Source organism: Nonomuraea sp. N2-4H (assembly GCF_045291505.1).
In the GTDB taxonomy this organism is placed as follows: domain Bacteria; phylum Actinomycetota; class Actinomycetes; order Streptosporangiales; family Streptosporangiaceae; genus Nonomuraea; species Nonomuraea fastidiosa.
In genome coordinates, this window is record NZ_CP147987.1 from 2220967 (window position 1) to 2238012 (window position 17046).

A 17046-nucleotide genomic window follows, 5' to 3' on the forward strand; every position below is an offset into this window, starting at 1 on the left:
AGGTCCAGCTTCAAGCCTTGCCCGTTCTGCCCGATTTCGCGGATCGCCGAACCGTTACGGCACTTCCAACGTCTTCAAGTAGAACGGGGGCTTATCGGAGTGAAAGGTGGACCGGACGAACATGATCATGCCGGAGACCGTGCTGGCGGGCCGCTACCGCTTGCTGTCGCGGCTGGGCAGCGGGGGACACGGCGAGGTCTGGCGGGCCCGGGACATCCTGCTCGATCGCGTCGTGGCGGTGAAGACCGTGCGGTCGGGGCTCGACGGCGACGCGGTGGCCCGCTTCCACGCCGAGGCCAGGGCGATGGCCACCGTCGAGCATCCCGGAGTGGTGGGGGTGTTCGACTACGGGATCGCCGACGTGGACGGGCGGCGCACGCCGTACCTGGTGATGAAATACCTCGACGGCGAGCCGCTGCACCTGCTGCTCGAGCGCAGGGGGCGCATCTCGGCGGGTGCGACGCTCGACCTCGTCGCCCAGACCGCCGAGGCGCTGCAGGCCGCGCACGACAACGGCGTGGTGCACCGGGACGTCAAACCGGCCAACCTCATCGTCAAGGCCGACGGCAGCGTCGTGCTGACCGACTTCGGCATCGCCCGCGCCGCCGAGGGGCACAAGCTGACCGCCTCCGGCATCGTGCTGGGCACCGCCACCTACTGCGCGCCCGAGCAGGCCGAAGGCGCAGAGCCGAGCGCCGCCATGGACGTGTACGCGCTGGGCGTGGTCGCGTACGAGTGCCTGGCGGGACGGCCGCCGTTCCGCGGCGAGAACGCGGTCGCGATCGCGCTCCAGCACGTCCATGACCCGCCGCAGCCGCTGCCCGGCGACGTGCCCGCGGCGGTCGCGGAGGTCGTGATGCGCGCCCTGGCCAAGGACCCGGCGGCCCGCTGGCCCAGCGCCGCCGCCATGGCCGCGGCGGCCCGCGCCCTGTCCGCCCAGGTGAGCGGCGACTCGCCGCTGACCGACGGCTTCCCCGTCCCCGGCCAGCGCACGGAGACCGCGTCAGCGGCGAGCCCGCGCGACGGCGCCCCTGAGACGGCCGCACGCCCGGCGGAGCCGCAGGGCGGCGCCCCGGACCGGGCGGCCGGGACACGCGGCGGTGCGGGCGCGGCCAGGGGCCCGGCGGGACCGCGCGGCGGAGGCGCGGAGCCGGCGGGGAGAGCGGCCGACGGGACGACCCGCGCCCGGGCCAGGAGCCGTGAGCGGGCAGGAAGCCGGAAGCGGGCGGCGGCCACCGCGGGCGCGCTGGCCGGCGCCGCGATCGCGGCCGCCGCCGCGTGGGCGCTGCTGCCGGACGACGCGCGTACGCCGGCGCAGGCCGGAGCCGAGGTGACGGCGGAGGCGTCCCGCCCGGCCGACCCCACGCCCGACTTCGTGACGAACACGAAGGAGCCCGAGCCGAGCGAGACCCCGAAGACCTCGCGGACCACCACGTCCCCGTCCCCTGAGCCCGCCGACCCCACGCCCACCCCGACGGAGGGCGCGATCGTGGGCGGCATCCGGTACGCGGGCGCGTCCGCGCCCAAGGAGTACCAGCCCGGCCTGGTCGAGGTCTTCAACGACAAGGGCAAGCGCGTGACCGGCCGGCGCGCCGACCGCGACGGCTATCGCTTCTCGCTGCTCCCCGGCGGATACCGCCTCCAGACGCTGCTCGGCGGCACCAAGTGCTGGACGCTCGCCAAGGTCAAGGCGGACGAGACCACCAAGGCCGACCTGACCTGCCGCATGCCGAAGCCGGAGGAGCCGCCGTTCCTGGGCGCCGCCGTGCGCGACGCGGCCGGTGACGCCAGGCCGGGCGGTCCAGGTGCGGGCACGCCGCCCGCGTACGCGGACCTGACGGCGGCGGTGGCCAAGGGCGGCGAGGACAGCGTGCGGCTGGAGTGGCTCACCGGCGGTGCCGTCCCGGCCGAGCCTCCGGCGGAGGGCGCCGGGGAGAGCCGCTGGACCGCCACGTTCACCCAGTCGGGGGAGAGCGCGACGGTGACGCTCACGGGTGCCAAGGGCGCGTGGACCGTCGTGGCGTTCGGCAAGGAGGTGACCGCCAAGCCGGCGTTCGCGGGGACGGGCGTCGCGGTCACGCTCGACCGGGCGACGCTGGAGTCCGCGCCGATCGATCTCACCAAGCCGTACGAGGTGAGCGCCGCCGCCACCGTGACCGTGGGCGCGCACACCTGGACGGACACCGCCCCCTGATCGACACCGGCCCCTGATCGACACCGCCCCCTGACGGACGAGAGCGAGGCGGGCTACAGCGCGCGGCCGAGCAGCGCGACGAAGGCCGCGATGCGCTCCTCGTCGCGCCGGTAGTGCGTCCACTTGCCGATCCGGGTGGAGCGCACCAGCCCGGCGCGTTCGAGCGAGGCCATGTAGGACGACACGGTCGACTGCGCGAGCCCGGTCTTGGCCTGGATGTGGCTGACGCACACGCCGGCCTCGTGCGGGTCGGCGATGCCCTCGGCCACGGGGAAGTGCCGTTCGGGCTCGCGCAACCAGGACAGCACCTGCAGGCGCACGGGATTGGCGAGCGCCTTGAACACGTCGATCAGGTCGAGCTGCGGTTCTGTGCGGGCGGTCATGGGCGGTCCAGAAGAACGACAATTCGCAAAGTCTCGTCAGGATACCGGCACCGAGCAGGAGGGCGGAGCACGGCCGTGACCTCGGCACGCTGACGCCATAAGTCAGCATGTCTATACATAGGAATGATATTGAGGTACAACCGGGGCGAGCCTGTTGGTGCTGGAGGTGCCCTGTGAGACGTACCCCGATCGTGCTGGCCCTGCTAGGAGCGCTCGCCATCAGCGGCTGTTCCTCTTCCTCTTCCCCTTCTTCCGGAGGCGAGAGCGCCCCGCCCGCCTCCGCCGCGCAGGCGGGCGACGCCACCTACGCCGTGATCACCCACGCCGCCGCCGGAGACTCGTTCTGGGACGTGGTCAAGAACGGTGCGGAGGCCGCGGGCAAGGAGTACGGCGTGACCGTCACCTACCAGGGCGACGACGACCCGGCCAGGCAGTCACAGCTCATCGACCAGGCCGTGTCCGAGCAGGTGGACGGCATCGTCGTCTCCATGGCCAACCCCGACGCGCTCAAGGAGGCCATCGGCAAGGCCGTCGCGGCCGAGATCCCGGTGGTGACCATCAACTCGGGCGCCGACTTCTCCAAGGAGTTCGGCGCGATCACCCACGTCGGCCAGTCGGAGGACGTCGCCGGGCGCGGCGCCGGCGAGCAGCTCAAGGCGGCCGGCGTCACCAAGCTGCTGTGCGTGATCCACGAGGCCGGCAACGTCGGGCTCGACCAGCGCTGCAAGGGCGCGGAGGAGACGCTCGGCGGCACGGTCGAGCGGCTGCAGGTGAACGTGAGCAACCTGGCCGACGTCACCTCGAAGGTCGCCGCCAAGCTGCAGACCGACAAGCAGGTCAACGGCGTGCTCGCGCTCAACCCCGCCGTCGCGGTGGCCGCCAGGGACGCCATCAAGGACGCGGGCTCGCAGGCGAAGCTGGCCACGTTCGACCTGTCGGCCGACGTGGTGAGCGCGATCAACGACGGCGACATCCTCTTCGCCGTGGACCAGCAGCAGTACCTGCAGGGTTACCTGCCGATCACGTTCCTCCACCTGTACAAGTCCAACCTCAACACGGTCGGCGGCGGGCTGCCGGTCAACACCGGGCCCGGGTTCGTCACCAAGGAGAACGCCGCGCAGGTGGCCGAGCTGGCGGAGGCGGGCACGCGATGACGGCGGTGGCGGACGAGCGGGTGGCGAAGGCCGGGCTGGCCCGCCGCCTGCTCATCAGGCCGGAGCTCGGCGCGGTGGTCGGCCTGGTGCTGGTGTTCGCGTTCTTCGCCGCGCAGTCGGCGGTGTTCCGCTCGCCCGACGGCATCGCCAACTGGCTCGACCCGGCCGCGACGCTCGGCATCATGGCGGTCGCGGTGGCGCTGCTGATGATCGGCGGCGAGTTCGACCTGTCGGCGGGCGTGCTGACGGGGACGAGCGGGCTCGTGCTGGTGACGCTGGCCACCAGGTTCGGCTTCAACGTCTGGACGGCCATGCTGGCCGGGCTGGTCGTGGCGCTGGCGATCGGGTTCGCCAACGGCATCGTGGTCACCAGGACCAAGCTGCCCAGCTTCATCGTGACGCTGGGCACGTTCCTCATGCTCCAAGGCGTCAATCTGGGCGTCACCAAGGCGATCACCGGAACCGTGCAGGTCAGCGGGCTGCGCAGGGCCGAGGGGTTCGAGCTCGCCAACGCGATCTTCGCCGGCACCATCGACATCGGCGGCACCTCGTTCCGGGTGGCGATCCTGTGGTGGATCGCGGTGACGGCGGTGGCGACCTGGGTGCTCATGCGCACGCGGGCGGGCAACTGGATCTTCGCCGTCGGCGGCAACGAGCAGGCGGCGCGGGCGGTGGGCGTGCCGGCCGCCCGTACGAAGATCGCGCTGTTCATGACGACGGCGTTCGCCGCCTGGCTGGTCGGCTCGATCCTGGCGCTGCGCTACACGTCGGTGCAGGCCAACATCGGCATCGGCCAGGAGTTCATCTACATCATCGCGGCCGTCATCGGCGGCTGCCTGCTCACCGGCGGCTACGGCTCGGCGATCGGTGCCGCCATCGGCGCGCTGATCTTCGGGATGGCCGACAAGGGCATCGTGTTCCTGGGCTGGGACGCCGACTGGTTCACCTTCTTCCTGGGCGCGATGCTGCTGCTCGCGACGCTGGCCAACCGCCTGGTCCGGCGCTATGCCGAGGAGGTGCGGCATTGACACCGATCCTGCAGACGCGCGGCATCGGCAAGACGTTCGGCTCGGTGCTCGCGCTGCGCGAGGTGTCCATGAGCGTGTCGGCCGGGCAGGTCGTCTGCGTGCTCGGCGACAACGGCGCGGGGAAGTCCACGCTCATCAAGATCCTGTCGGGGGTGCACCAGCACGACTCTGGCCAGTACCTGGTGGACGGCCAGGAGGTGCGGCTGACCGGCCCGCGCGACGCGCTCGATCGCGGCATCGCCACCGTCTACCAGGACCTGGCGATGATCCCGCTCATGTCGGTCTGGCGGAACTTCTTCCTCGGCTCCGAGCCGCGCAAGGGCCTGGCGTTCGACGTGGCCAAGGCCCGCAAAGTGGCGCGCGAGGAGCTGCGCGCGATGGGCATCGACATCCGCGACGTGGACCAGCCGGTCGGCACGCTGTCGGGCGGCGAGCGTCAGTCGGTCGCCATCGCCAGGGCCGTGTACTTCGGTGCGCGCGTGCTCATCCTCGACGAGCCGACATCGGCGCTCGGCGTGAAGCAGGCGGGGGTGGTGCTGCGCTACATCGCCCGCGCCCGCGATCGGGGGCTCGGCGTGATCTTCATCACGCACAACCCGCATCACGCCTATCCGGTGGGCGACCGCTTCCTGCTGCTGAACCGGGGCACCTGCATCGGCGATTACGCCAAAGCGGACATAACCCCTCAAGAGCTGACATCGCTCATGGCGGGCGGTGCGGAGCTGGCGGAGCTCGAGCACGAGCTGCGGCGCGAATGAGGAGACCCGCGTCACTTTCGCGGGTGTGAATGGTGGCGTGCGTCACTCCGGGCGTTGACATTCGCTGTGGTGCACGTCACTCGACACCGGCGTGCGCAAATGTGGTCTGCGTCACGCCACACCATCGCTGACCTGGAACTTTACGCAAACGCCGGAATTTACAGGGATTGTCAGGAGTGATTTGGCCAACATTTGGGATGATCTCGCGGTCGATCATGGCTTATGGCAGGCAGAGTTCATCGAACATGCCGAACACGACAGAAAGGTGTGATCGTCATGACCACGACCGCGACGGGTCGAGTCGTTCTGGAGCAGGCCGCTCAGGAGTTCGTTGAGGCCACCGCGAACCCGCCCTTCCTCTACCAGGTCCCGGTCGAGCAGGGCCGTGCGACGGTGGAGCAGGTCCAGTCCGGCGAGGGCGTCGAGAAGCCCGAGATCGACGAAGAGTGGATCAAGGTCGAGGGCGGCCCGACCGGGTCGGTGCCGGTGCGGATCGTCAAGCCGAAGGGCGCCACCGGCACGCTTCCGGTGATCATCTACATCCACGGCGCCGGATGGGTCTTCGGCTCGGCCAACACCCACGACCGCCTCGTCCGCGAGCTGGCGGTCCGTTCGAACGCCGCGGTCGTCTTCGTCGAGTACGACCGGGCGCCGGAGAAGAAGTACCCGACGCAGATCGAGCAGAACTACGCCGCCGCCCAGTGGGTCGTGAAGCACGGCGCCGAGAAGGGCCTCGACGCCTCCCGCGTGGTGGTCGCCGGTGACTCGGTCGGTGGCAACATGTCGATCGTGCTCGCCCTCATGGCCAAGGAGCGCGGTGATGTCGAGCTCAACGGCCTGCTGGCGTTCTACCCCGTGACGGACGCGAGCTTCGACAACGGCTCCTACGAGCAGTTCGCCACCGGCTACTTCCTGCACCGCGAGGGCATGAAGTGGTTCTGGGACCAGTACACGACCGACCCCGAGGAGCGGGCGAACCCGCACGCCTCCCCGCTGCGGGCCAGCGCCGAGCAGCTGCGCACCCTGCCGCCCACGCTCGTCATCACCGGCGAGGCCGACGTGCTCCGCGACGAGGGCGAGGCGTTCGCCGCCAAGCTCCGCGAGGCCGGTGGCGACGTGACCGCCGTGCGCTTCGGCGGGATCGTGCACGACTTCGTGATGCTGGACACGCTGCGCAACACCAACGCCGCCAAGGGCGCCCTGGAGCTCGCCACCAGCAAGCTCCGCGAGTGGCTGAAGACCGCGCGGTAAGGACGCGGGCCATGATGCTCTGGCCGGTGCCTCTCCCGGATGGTGCTGACACCCGGGCGAGTGACCGGCGGGCGGACCGCCCTGCCGGGGCGGTCCGCTCAATCTCAGAGCGGGGCGGACCTCAGGGGAGCTGGTCGCACAGCTCCCCACGTGTTAACTCCACGTAACAGTGAAGTTAACTCCGTCCTCTAGGGAGTTTACATGACCGCCGCAGGTGCGCGGACGCTGCCCATCGGGGCGGCGTTCGACCATATGCCGTTCACCCGCCGGCACGTGCTCATCGGGCTCGCGCTGTTCATCGCGTTCGTCATCGAGTCGTGGGAGCAGCTCGCTCTCGTCTACGTCTCCGGCGACCTCGGTGTGCGGCTCGGTATCGGCGAGGCGGGCATCGGCGTGGTGCTGTCGGCGGTCGCGTTCGGGATGATCCCCGGCGTTCTGGTGTGGGGGCCGGTGGCCGACAGGATCGGCCGCCGGCCCACCGCGTTCTGGTCGCTGCTGGCGTACGGGGTGCTCGCGCTGGCCTCGGCCTTCGCCACCAGCGCGGAGATGCTGGTGGCGGTGCGGGTGGCCTCGGGGCTGGCGCTGGCCGGCATCTACACGATCACGTTCCCGTACTTCCTGGAACTGCTGCCGACCCGGCACCGGGGCCGGGCGGCGGTCTACCTGTCGATCGGCTGGCCCATCGGCATGCTGACCGCCATCGGCGCGGCCGTGCTCCTCGGCGACCTCGGCTGGCGCGTGGTGGTGATCGCCAGCGCGGTGGCCGGGCTGTGGGCGTTCGCGGTGCGCGGATGGGTGCCGGAGTCGCCGTACTGGCTGGCCGCGCGCGGCAGGCATGAGCAGGCACGGGCGGTGCTGCGCGAGCTGCGCAGCCCCGACGCCGAGGCCACCTTCACCGTGGCCGGCGAGCGCGCGGGCCTGCCGCTCGATCTGTTCGGCAGCGGCCTCGCCCGGATCACCGTGGTCATGCTGGCGCTCAACTTCGTCTTCAGCTGGGGCTACTGGGGGCTGCAAGCATGGCTGCCGACGCTGCTGCAGGAGCGCGGGCTGACGCTGTCGGCCTCGCTCGGGTTCGCGGCGCTGAGCGCGCTCATGATGATCCCCGGCTACGTCAGCGCCTCCCTGCTGACCGGCCGCTACGGCCGTAAGAAGGTCTTCCTCGCGTACGTGGCCGCCGCCGCCCTGGGCGGCCTGTGGTTCGCCACCGCCTCCTCCACGACCGGCCTGTACCTCGGCAACTTCGTGCTGTCGTTCTTCAGCCTCGGCGCCTGGGGCGTGTGGAACACCTGGAACGGCGAGTTCTATCCGACCAGGCTGCGCGGCACCGGCTACTCGTGGGCCACGGCGGCGCAGCTCGTGGCCACCACCGTGGCGCCGGCGGCGGTGGGTGCGTTGCTCGCGGCCGCCACGGGCTTCACGGCTACCATGCTGATCATCAACGCGTTCATGGTGGCCACGGCGCTGCTCGCGCTGCCGCTGCCCGAGACGGAAGGACGCGAGCTGGAGTGATCCTCGGCGTCGCGCTTGAGGAGGCGGCGGGCGGGCAGGGCCCCGCTCCCGTGCTGGTCGCGGCGGGCGAGGGCGGGCCGATGTGGCCGGTGTCGCGGGCGGCGGCGCGTACGGCGGCCCGCGTGTGCGTGGCGCTCGACCTCACCGACGCCCCGACGGCGCCGGTCGCCGCCATCCGGGTGGGCGGGCCCTGCCCCGAGGCGCTGCGCCCCGTGGCCGACCCCGGCGTGGCGACCATCGTGCGCGGCGGCCACAGCCTGACGGGACGGCGGCTCGCGCCGCTGGACACCGAGGCCGTCCGGCGCTTCGCGGCCGGATGCGGACTGCTCGACTTCGCGGTGACCGCGACCGGGTCGCCCGTCCTGCCCGAGCACGAGCTGGAGGTCGCCGCGATCATCATGGCCGAGGTGCCGCAGGCGCGCATCACGCTGTCGTACGAGTTCGGCCACCCCGGGCTGCGCGAGCGGGAGGCTCAGGCCATCCGCAACACCGCCCTGTCGGCGGAGGCGGACCGCATCGCCGGCGACGTGGCGAGAGAACTGCCCGGCGTGCCCGCCTACTTCGCGCGATCGGACGGCGGGCTGGTGTCGGCGAGCTACTTCCGCCGCTTCCCGCTGGCCTGCGACCTGGGCGCGACGGCGAGCCGCGAGCGGGGCCGCGCCGAGCTGGGGCCCGACGTGCCCGACGGAGTGGCGGCGGCGTACGGCGCCGCACGCGGCCAGCCGGTCGCGCTGGTGGAGCGGATCGTGCAGGCGCGCGGCAGGGCCGAGCTGGAGCGCGTGCTGCAGGACGCCAGGGACGAGGCGCTGACCCGGGTGGTCAGCGCCGGAGCCGCGCCCGGGTCGGCCAGGATCGCCGAGACGACGGTGAACCCGCTGTCGTACCTGCCCGACGGGCTGTACCGGGTGCGGGTGACCGCGGGCGGGCAGCTGTGGCCCGTCTGATCGATCGCGACGGGCTGAGCCGGTTCTCGGCCGGGTCGCGGGTGCTCGCGACGGGGGCGGCGGAGTCGTCGTTCAACCTGTCGCTGGACTGGGCGCGCTCGGCCATCGGCGACGGGGTGGAGCTGGTCGCGGCGGACGAGCTGCCCGCCGAAACGAGATGCGTGGCCATCACGCTGGTCGGTTCGACGACCGCGCTGGGCGAGCAGATCCCGGCGGGCGACGAGCCCGAGCGGGCGGTGCGGGCGCTGGAGCGGCGGCTGGGCGAGCCGGTCGGCGCGGTGGTGGCGCTGAACCTGGCCGCCGAGAACGCGCTGTTCCCGCTGATCACGGCCGCCGGGCTGGGGGTGCCGCTGGTGGACGGCGACGGAACCGGGCGGGTGTTCCCGCTGGTGGAGCAGACCACGTACACGCTGGGCGGGGTGAACGTGGCGCCGCTCGCGCTGGCCGGCGGCTCCGGCGAGCTGGTGGTGCTGGAGACGGCCGCCGACCGGGTGGAGGAGCTGCTGCGCCCCGTGGTGCTGTCGGTCGGCGGCTGGGGAGTCGCCGCCTGCTACCCGATGACGGCCCGCGACCTGGTCAAGGTCGTGGTGCCGGGGACGGTGAGCCTGCTCATGCGGGCGGGCGAGCCCGGGGTGCCGCGCTCGGCGGCGGCCCCGTACGGCGCGCGCACGCTCTGCCGGGGCCGCATCCTGGCCGTGGAGGGCGGCACCGGGCACGGCCCCACCGTGGGACTGCCGTCGCAGCCGTCGTCCATCGTGATCCGCGAGTCCGAGGGGCTGCGCCGCCTGGTACGCCTGGAGGCGCACAACGAGGTGGTGCTGGCGCTCGCCGACGGCGCCGTGGTGGCGACCGTTCCTGACCAGATCTGCATGATCTCCACCACCGGCGGCATGGTGGTGGACGTGGACAACGCCGAGCCCGGCCTGGAGGTGGAGATCATGGTGGTGCGGGCGGCGCCGGTGTGGCACTCCGAGCGGGGCCTGGCCCTGGGCGGGCCGCGCGCGTTCGGGATGCCGCTGTGAGCGGCGTGCGCGCGGCCGGCTGGGAGGCCCCCGTCACGGTGGCCGAGCTGGTCAACGCGGGACCGCTGGCCGGAGCCCGCATGTACGGCGCGGGCGAGCACTCCGTACGCGGCGTGCGCATCGTCGACGAGCTGTCGGTCTTCGCGACCGTCGCGCCGCACACGGCGGTCGTGCTGACCGGGCCCGCGGCCGGCGGCGGATGGGCGATCGAGATGGCCATGCGCCGCGCCTGGGAGCAGGCCGCGGCCTGCGTCATCGCGCCGTCGGGCGGGCTCAGCGAGGGCTCGGGCAAGGTGCTCGCCGAGCGGCTCGGCGTCACGCTGGTCTTCGTGGACGAGGACCCGCTGCTGGTCGCGCTGCGGGTGGCGTCGGCGGCCTCACGTCCCGACGCGGCGCGTACGCAGCTCGTGGCCCGCTGCGCGACCCGGCTGGCGGAGGCGGGCCCGTCCGCGCGTCGGGTGCTCGGCGTGCTGAACGCCGAGCTGCCCGGCACCGCCGTGGCCTTCCTCGACCGGTACGGTCTGCCGCTCGCGGGCCGCCGCGACGCCGGCGAACCCGCGTCGGGGCGCGGCCGGTGGTCGGCCGAGGTGGAGGTGCCCGGCCTGGCCGGCGAGGCGCTGGGCCGGCTGGTGGCGTCGGGCTCGTCCCGCTCGCCCGGGTGGCCCGCGGTCGTGCGTACGGTGCTGGACCTCGCGGTGGCGCCGCTGACGGCGTGGGCGGCCGGGGAGCGGCTGCACGCCTCGCGCGAGTTCGCGCTGCAGGCGTCGCTCGCCGAGCGCCTGCTCAAAGCCGCCAAGCAGCCCGCCACCGACGCGGACGGCGAGCAGGAGGAACGCGCGGCGGCCGTCGCGCTCGGCTGGCAGGTGCAGGGTCCGCTGACCGCCTACCACGTACGCCCGAACGAGGACGGCGCCCCGGCGCAGACCGACCCCGCCTCGGCCGCCGTGCTCATCACGGCCTCGCTCGGTCAGGTGCCGGTGCTCATGCGGGGCGGCGGCTGGGCGGGCTGGTCGGCGCTGCCCCCGCAGGACGTCGCCGAGCGGCTGCGGCGCTGCCTGCCCGCCATGCCGTGGCCGGCCGCCGCGGGCGTCGGCACCCAGGTCAACGGGCTGGCCGCGGCGGAGGAGTCGCTGCTGGGCGCGCAGGCGGCGGCATTCGTCGCCGGTCCCGGCACGGTGGCGCGGGCCGACCGCATGGGCCCCGCCGAACTGCTGGGCGCGCTGCCGGTCGCCGGGCTTCAGGCCCCGGCGGCGGTCGTGCTGCGCCCGCTGCTGGCCGTCGACAAGGACGGCACGCTGCTGGAGACGCTGGCCGCGCTGCTCGACGAAGGAGGCGCGCTGCGCGCCGCGGAACGGCTCGGCGTCCACCGCAACACGATCACCACCCGGCTGGAGCGGATCAAGGCGGCCGGGTTCGACCTCGACGACCCGACCACGCGGCTCGCTCTGCAACTCGCGTGCCACGTCGTCCGGAGATCATCGGGTACGTCGCACGCGACGCCGGCATGACATGCTCGTAGCAGCGGCAGGAAAGGAGACCCTCGTTGCCCGAACCCCAGCCCGACGGCAGATTGCTCGCGGTCAGCGACCTGCACGTCGCCTACCCGGAGAACCGCGCCATCGTGGAAGAGCTGAAGCCTTACTCACCGGGCGACTGGCTGCTGGTCGCCGGCGACGTCGGCGAGCGGCTCGACGACATCCGCTGGGCGCTCGGCCTGCTGGCCGGCCGGTTCGAGCGGGTGGTGTGGGTGCCGGGCAACCACGAGCTGTGGACCCCGCCCGGCGACCCGCCCGAGCTGCGCGGCGTCGCGCGCTACAACGAGCTGGTGCGCATGTGCCGCGAGCTGGGCGTGCTCACCCCGGAGGACGGCTATCCGTTATGGCTGGGCGCGGGCGGCCCCGTGCGGATCGTCCCGCTGTTCCTCCTGTACGACTACACCTTCCTCCCCGCGGGCCACACCACCAAGGACAGCGCGCTCGCCTACGCCCACAGCACCGGCGTCGTCTGCACCGACGAATACCTCCTCCACCCCGACCCTTACCCCACCCGCGAGGCCTGGTGCCGGGCCCGCGTGGCGATCACCGAGCGCCGGCTGGCCGCGCTGGAGGACGACGTGCCGCTGGTGTTCGTCAACCACTACCCCCTGGTACGCCAGCCGACCGACATCCTGCGCTACCCCGAGTTCGCCCAGTGGTGCGGCACCACGGCCACGAAGGACTGGCACGTACGCCACCCCACCGCCGCGATGATCTACGGCCACCTGCACATCCCGCGCGTCACCCGCCACGACGGGGTGCGCTTCGAAGAGGTGTCGCTCGGCTACCCGCGCGAGTGGAAGCCCCGTCCGGGCAACCGGCGGCTGCTGCGCGACGTGCTGCCGGACCGGCCGTCCTCGTGAACGCCTGAGCCCTGGAACGCCTGAGCTGCTGCCGAACGCCGCGGCCCGCCGCCCCGGTGCCAGGGGAAAGCATCGGGACGGCGGGCTGGTCTTGCGGGCTGGTCTGGCGGGCTTGTCCGTCGCCGGCGGGTCCGGCGGGCGGTCCTTGCGGGTGTGTCCGGCGGGCGGGTCCCGGGGGCGGGGCCGTCGCCGGCGGGGTGCGGCGGGTGGGCCTCAGCGGGTGACCATGCCTTCGGCGAGGTCCTCGGCCACCGCGTCGGGCGCCCGCAGCTCGGGCGGGCCGTAGCCGCCGCCACCGCCCGTCTCGCAGCGCAGCACGTCGCCGGCCTTGACGGGCAGCGCGTTCACCTTCAGCAGGCGCCGCTCGCCGGGCGTGCCGGGGTTGAGCGTCACGCGCGGCGGCGCGCCGTCGCGCCCGCCTGCCAGGCCCCACGCGGGCGTGACCGACCGCTCGAACCACAGCGACAGCGCGGCGTCGCCGCGGAACTCGTACTCGCGCACCACGCCGTTGCCGCCCCGCCAGCGGCCCGCGCCGCCGGTGCCGGGGCGGATCTCGTACCGGGTGACGCGGACCGGGAACAGCGTCTCCAGCACCTCGATCGGCATGTCCCGCAGCGAGCCGTTGACGTTGTTGATCAGGCAGCTCTCGCCGTCGCCGCCCTCCCAGGCGCCCCAGCCGCCGACCGTGGCCTCCTGCGAGACGTACAGCTTGCCGGTGCGCGGGTCGATGCCGGTGAACTGCACGATCATCGAGTCGCCGTACGACGCGGCCGCCGCCTTGTCCGGCAGCACCGGGGCCAGCGCCTTGACCACCAGGTCGATGAGCAGCCCCAGGTGGGAGTAGTAGTACTGGCAGGCGGCCGGCGACTCGGCGGCCAGCATCGAGCCCGGCCTGGTGCGCACCGTCAGCGGGCGGAACGAGCCGCCGTTGAGCGGCACATCGCCGGAGAGCAGCAGCTTGTAGCCGACCCGTACGGCCGCCACCGCCTGCGCGACGCCGCAGTTGACCGGGCCGGTCGCCTGGTCGGCGCAGTCGGTGAGGTCCACGTGCATCGAGTCGCCCGACACCGTGATCACCACCGTGACCGGCAGCGGGGTGTCCAGGTCGATGCCGTCGTTGTCGAGGAAGCCCGACGCCCGGTAGACGCCGTCGGGGATGGCCGCGATGGCGGCGCGCTCCATGCGCTCGGTCTGGTCGTAGATCTGCTCGCGCGCCTCGGCGAGCGTGTCCATGCCCCACCGGCCGGCGATCTCCTTCAGCCGCCGCCGGCCGGTCATGACGCAGCTCACCTGGGCGCGCAGGTCGCCCAGCGCGGCATGGGGGAAGCGCACGTTGCGGAAGATCACCTCGTGCAGGTCGCGGCAGGGCTCGCCGCCCTCGTACACCTTGACCGGGCCCATCCGCAGGCCCTCCTGGTAGATCGAGGTGGAGTCCATGGAGCCGCCGGGGTCCTTCGAGCCGACGTCCAGCCAGTGGGCACGCGAGGCGGCGAACCCGGCGAGCTCACCGTTCACGAAGATCGGCCCATAGACGGTGACGTCGTTGAGATGGGTGCCGCCGACGTAGGAGTCGTTGAGCACCCACACGTCGCCCTCCTGCCACACGTCCCGCCCGAACCGGCGCTCGGTCTCGCGGGTGCACACCTCCAGGTTCCCGAGGAAGATCGGCAGGCCGGACGACTGACCGAGCACGTTGTGGTCGCGGTCGAGCAGCGCGACCGCGCAGTCCTTGGCCTCGTAGATGACGGGGGTGTAGGAGCTGCGGATCAGGGTGGTGTTCATGTCCTCCGCCGCCTGCAGCAACGCGCAGCGGATGATCTCATTGGTGACGGGGTCGATCACTTGTCCACTTTCACGATGAGGAAACCGTTGTCGTCCACGCTCGCCAGGCAGCCCGGCGGGATCACCGTGGTCGCGGTCTCCTCCACCACGATCGCCGGCCCGGTCAGCTCGCCGTCCAGCCCGGCGCGGCGCAGCACCGGCGTGCGGTGCACCTCGCCGTCGAAGATCACGTCCCGTACGCCGACCTCCTGCGGCCCCGCGGCGCCCGCCTCGGGGGCGGCGGCGCGGGGGAAGGAGCCGAACCCGGTGCTGCGCAGCATGACGAACTCCACCGGCGCCTCCGGGGTGGCGTGCCCGTACCGGCTGGTGTGCGCCTCGGCGTAGCGGGCGGCGATGCACTCCAGGAAACCGGCCTGCGCGGGCTCGGTGGCGTCGCGCAGCGGGATCGTCAGCGTGTAGTCCTGGCCCTCGTAGCGCATGTCCACCGCGTGCTCCACACGGCGGCGGTCCTCGGGCACGCCCTGCGCGTCGAGCGCGGCGAGCGCCTCCCGCTCCAGCGACACCAGCCGCTGCGACATGTCGCCGCCGTCGAGGACCTCCTGCGGCCGGAAGTACGGGTCGGTCAGGTCCCTGCGCACGTCCGCCTCCAGCATGCCCCAGGCGGAGAACGCGCCGGGGAAGCGCGGCACCACCACCTCCGAGATGCCGAGCTCCTGCGCGATGAACGCGGCGTGCATCGGGCCCGCGCCGCCGAAGGCGACCAGCGCGAAGTCGCGCGGCTCCAGCCCGTGCTCCACGGTGAGCGTACGGATGGCCTGCGCCATCTTGGCGTTGGCCACCGCGCAGACGCCCTCGGCCAGCTGCAGCGGGTCGAGCCGCAGCTCACCGGCCAGATCCGCCACCGCCGCGCCGGCCGCTTCGGCGTCCAGCGTCAGCAGCCCGCCCGCGAACCAGGACGGATCCACCCGGCCGAGCGCCACGTTCGCGTCGGTGACCGTGGGCTGCGTGCCGCCCCTGCCGTAGCAGGCCGGCCCGGGCACCGCGCTCGCCGACTGCGGCCCGACGCGCAGCGCGCCCGCCTCGGTGTAGGCGATCGAGCCGCCGCCCGCGCCGATCGTGTGCAGGTTGACGATCGGCATCAGCACCGGGTGGCCCTCGATGCGCGCCTCCGCGCTGACGTCGGGCCTGCCGTCCACCACCAGCGACACGTCGAACGAGGTGCCGCCCATGTCGATGCAGATGGCGTTCTCCCTGCCCAGCAGCCGGGCCGCCGCCACCCCGCCCATCGTGCCGCCGACCGGGCCCGACAGCAGCGTCTGCAGCGGCCGGCGCATCGCGTACGAGGCGTTGACCAGCCCGCCCGACGACTGCATGACGTGCACGGGCACGCGAAGACCGCGCTCGGCGAAACGCCGCTCGATGCCCGCGAGGTAGTGCCGCACCACCGGCCCGGTGTACGCCTCCAGCACCGACGACGAGGTGCGCTCGTACTCGCGCCACTCGCGCGCCACCTCGTGCGAGAGCACCACCTGCACGTCGTCGCCCAGCTCCTCGCGCAGGATCCGGCCCGCCCGCACCTCGTGCTCCGGGTTGACGTACGAGAACAGCAGGCACACCGCCACCGCGTCGAACCGCTCGTCCCGCGCCCGCCTGGCCGCGTCGCGTACCGCGTCCTCGTCAAGGGGGACCAGCTCGCGGCCCCGGTAGTCCAGCCGGCCGCCCGCCTCCATCACGTGACGGCGCGGCACCAGCGGCTCCGGCTTGCGGTAGCGCAGGTCGAACATGCGGTCGCGGTTGCCGCGCGCGATCCGGTAGACGTCGCGCCCGCCCGCGCTGGCCAGCACCAGAACCCTCGAACCCTTGCGCTCCAGCAGCGCGTTCAGCCCCTGGGTGGTGCCGTGCACGAAGAACGAGATCTCCGAGAGGTCGCCGACCACCCGGCCCAGCGCGGCGAAGACGCCGTCCGCGAGGTCGCCCGGGGTGGTGGGCGCCTTCGACGCGGTCACGGCACCCGTGCGCTCGTCGTAGCAGACGACGTCGGTGAAGGTGCCGCCGATGTCCATGGCGACGCGGTAACTCATGCTGTGAACGGTATGTAACGCCGTTCACGCGATCTTGGGCGTCGCGCACAAACGGAGCCGTTCAGAAGTGCAGACCGCCCCTGCCTGCACCTCAGGGGGAAGAGTCGCGTCCGGCGCTCGCGGGCTCGGGCGTGCGGGGCAGCATGGCCGCCACCTCGGCACGCAGCAGCGGGTCGGCGCGGAACTCCTGCGTGATGGCCAGCCTCAGCGCGACCCGGCAGCTCTCGTCGTCGGGCTTGGCGCCCGCCACCGCGCCGATCACCTCGCGGGAGGCGGCGTCGCCCCGGCCGAAGATCCGCTGCAGGATGCGCGCGCCCCTGGCCATCGGCGTGTCCGAGGCCAGCTCGCGGGTCCTGGCCAGCACGCCCGTGCCGTAGGCGTCGATCGCCGCCGTCACGTACGGCATGACCGCGGCCGCAGTCTCGTGGGCCGCGGTCTCATGGGCCGCGGTCTTGTGGGGCGCGGTCTCGTGGGGCGCGACGTCTTTCTGACTGTCCATGAGACCCCTCCCGGTCCTGGCGGCATCGACGCGATGGTAGCTC

General features: G+C 72.9%; 14 protein-coding genes. 10 read left to right on the top strand and 4 right to left on the bottom strand.

The genetic code is table 11. From position 1 onward, the window contains the following. The first annotated feature begins 106 nt into the window (after positions 1 to 106). Positions 107 to 2194: a protein kinase domain-containing protein gene (locus tag WBK31_RS10105; protein ID WP_406674688.1), complete on the top strand. Its 2088-nt coding sequence runs from the start codon at positions 107 to 109 to the stop codon at positions 2192 to 2194. A 53-nt stretch (positions 2195 to 2247) separates the two neighbouring features. On the opposite strand, the gene WBK31_RS10110 is transcribed toward WBK31_RS10105, so the two are convergent. Next, the gene (locus WBK31_RS10110; protein ID WP_364065008.1) at positions 2248 to 2577 is read right to left on the bottom strand and encodes a metalloregulator ArsR/SmtB family transcription factor; all 330 of its coding nucleotides are present in this window, start codon (positions 2575 to 2577) and stop codon (positions 2248 to 2250) included. Between the two features lie 173 nt (positions 2578 to 2750). Here WBK31_RS10110 and WBK31_RS10115 point away from each other — a divergent pair, with 173 nt between their 5' ends. The 9 genes from WBK31_RS10115 to WBK31_RS10155 all read left to right on the top strand — a co-directional run bounded on the left by WBK31_RS10115 (position 2751) and on the right by WBK31_RS10155 (position 12641). Beyond that, complete coding sequence (locus WBK31_RS10115) at positions 2751 to 3731, top strand: sugar ABC transporter substrate-binding protein (RefSeq protein ID WP_364065005.1); 981 nt, start codon at positions 2751 to 2753, stop codon at positions 3729 to 3731. After that, positions 3728 to 4759, top strand: coding sequence for an ABC transporter permease (locus tag WBK31_RS10120; protein WP_364065002.1), 1032 nt, complete (start codon positions 3728 to 3730; stop codon positions 4757 to 4759). The genes WBK31_RS10115 and WBK31_RS10120 overlap by 4 nt, the downstream gene beginning before the upstream one ends. After that, entirely contained in the window at positions 4756 to 5517 is a 762-nt protein-coding gene (locus WBK31_RS10125) for an ATP-binding cassette domain-containing protein (protein ID WP_364065000.1), read from the top strand. The genes WBK31_RS10120 and WBK31_RS10125 overlap by 4 nt, the downstream gene beginning before the upstream one ends. 276 nt (positions 5518 to 5793) lie before the next feature. Next, positions 5794 to 6768, top strand: coding sequence for an alpha/beta hydrolase (locus tag WBK31_RS10130; RefSeq protein WP_364064997.1), 975 nt, complete (start codon positions 5794 to 5796; stop codon positions 6766 to 6768). A gap of 201 nt (positions 6769 to 6969) precedes the next feature. Then, on the top strand, positions 6970 to 8277 hold the full coding sequence (locus WBK31_RS10135) for an MFS transporter (RefSeq protein ID WP_406674689.1): 1308 nt from the start codon (positions 6970 to 6972) through the stop codon (positions 8275 to 8277). Beyond that, positions 8274 to 9221: a hypothetical protein gene (locus WBK31_RS10140; protein ID WP_364064991.1), complete on the top strand. Its 948-nt coding sequence runs from the start codon at positions 8274 to 8276 to the stop codon at positions 9219 to 9221. The genes WBK31_RS10135 and WBK31_RS10140 overlap by 4 nt, the downstream gene beginning before the upstream one ends. Further along, positions 9209 to 10243 (top strand): DUF917 domain-containing protein, encoded by a 1035-nt coding sequence (locus tag WBK31_RS10145; RefSeq protein ID WP_364064988.1) that lies wholly within the window; start codon positions 9209 to 9211, stop codon positions 10241 to 10243. The genes WBK31_RS10140 and WBK31_RS10145 overlap by 13 nt, the downstream gene beginning before the upstream one ends. Next, on the top strand, positions 10240 to 11751 hold the full coding sequence (locus WBK31_RS10150) for a helix-turn-helix domain-containing protein (RefSeq protein ID WP_364064985.1): 1512 nt from the start codon (positions 10240 to 10242) through the stop codon (positions 11749 to 11751). The genes WBK31_RS10145 and WBK31_RS10150 overlap by 4 nt, the downstream gene beginning before the upstream one ends. Positions 11752 to 11786: 35 nt before the next feature. Further along, positions 11787 to 12641 (top strand): metallophosphoesterase, encoded by an 855-nt coding sequence (locus WBK31_RS10155; protein ID WP_364064982.1) that lies wholly within the window; start codon positions 11787 to 11789, stop codon positions 12639 to 12641. A 213-nt stretch (positions 12642 to 12854) separates the two neighbouring features. Here the strand turns inward: WBK31_RS10155 and WBK31_RS10160 are convergent, their stop codons facing one another. From WBK31_RS10160 to WBK31_RS10170, 3 genes are all read right to left on the bottom strand, one after another. Further along, positions 12855 to 14483, bottom strand: a complete 1629-nt coding sequence (locus WBK31_RS10160) for a hydantoinase B/oxoprolinase family protein (protein WP_406674690.1) — start codon at positions 14481 to 14483, stop codon at positions 12855 to 12857. Then, on the bottom strand, positions 14480 to 16504 hold the full coding sequence (locus tag WBK31_RS10165) for a hydantoinase/oxoprolinase family protein (RefSeq protein WP_406674691.1): 2025 nt from the start codon (positions 16502 to 16504) through the stop codon (positions 14480 to 14482). The genes WBK31_RS10160 and WBK31_RS10165 overlap by 4 nt, the downstream gene beginning before the upstream one ends. Positions 16505 to 16595: 91 nt before the next feature. Further along, a complete protein-coding gene (locus WBK31_RS10170) occupies positions 16596 to 17003 on the bottom strand; it encodes a hypothetical protein (RefSeq protein ID WP_406674692.1) in 408 nt (135 codons plus the stop codon). Positions 17004 to 17046: the final 43 nt, after the last annotated feature.

Excerpts from the sequence above, each read along its gene's own strand:
- WBK31_RS10130 (WP_364064997.1), top strand. The coding sequence starts at position 5,794 with ATGACCACGACCGCGACGGGTCGAGTCGTTCTGGAGCAGGCCGCTCAG.
- WBK31_RS10165 (WP_406674691.1), bottom strand. The coding sequence starts at position 16,504 with ATGAGTTACCGCGTCGCCATGGACATCGGCGGCACCTTCACCGACGTC.
- WBK31_RS10110 (WP_364065008.1), bottom strand. The coding sequence starts at position 2,577 with ATGACCGCCCGCACAGAACCGCAGCTCGACCTGATCGACGTGTTCAAG.
- WBK31_RS10135 (WP_406674689.1), top strand. The coding sequence starts at position 6,970 with ATGACCGCCGCAGGTGCGCGGACGCTGCCCATCGGGGCGGCGTTCGAC.
- WBK31_RS10120 (WP_364065002.1), top strand. The coding sequence starts at position 3,728 with ATGACGGCGGTGGCGGACGAGCGGGTGGCGAAGGCCGGGCTGGCCCGC.
- WBK31_RS10170 (WP_406674692.1), bottom strand. The coding sequence starts at position 17,003 with ATGGACAGTCAGAAAGACGTCGCGCCCCACGAGACCGCGCCCCACAAG.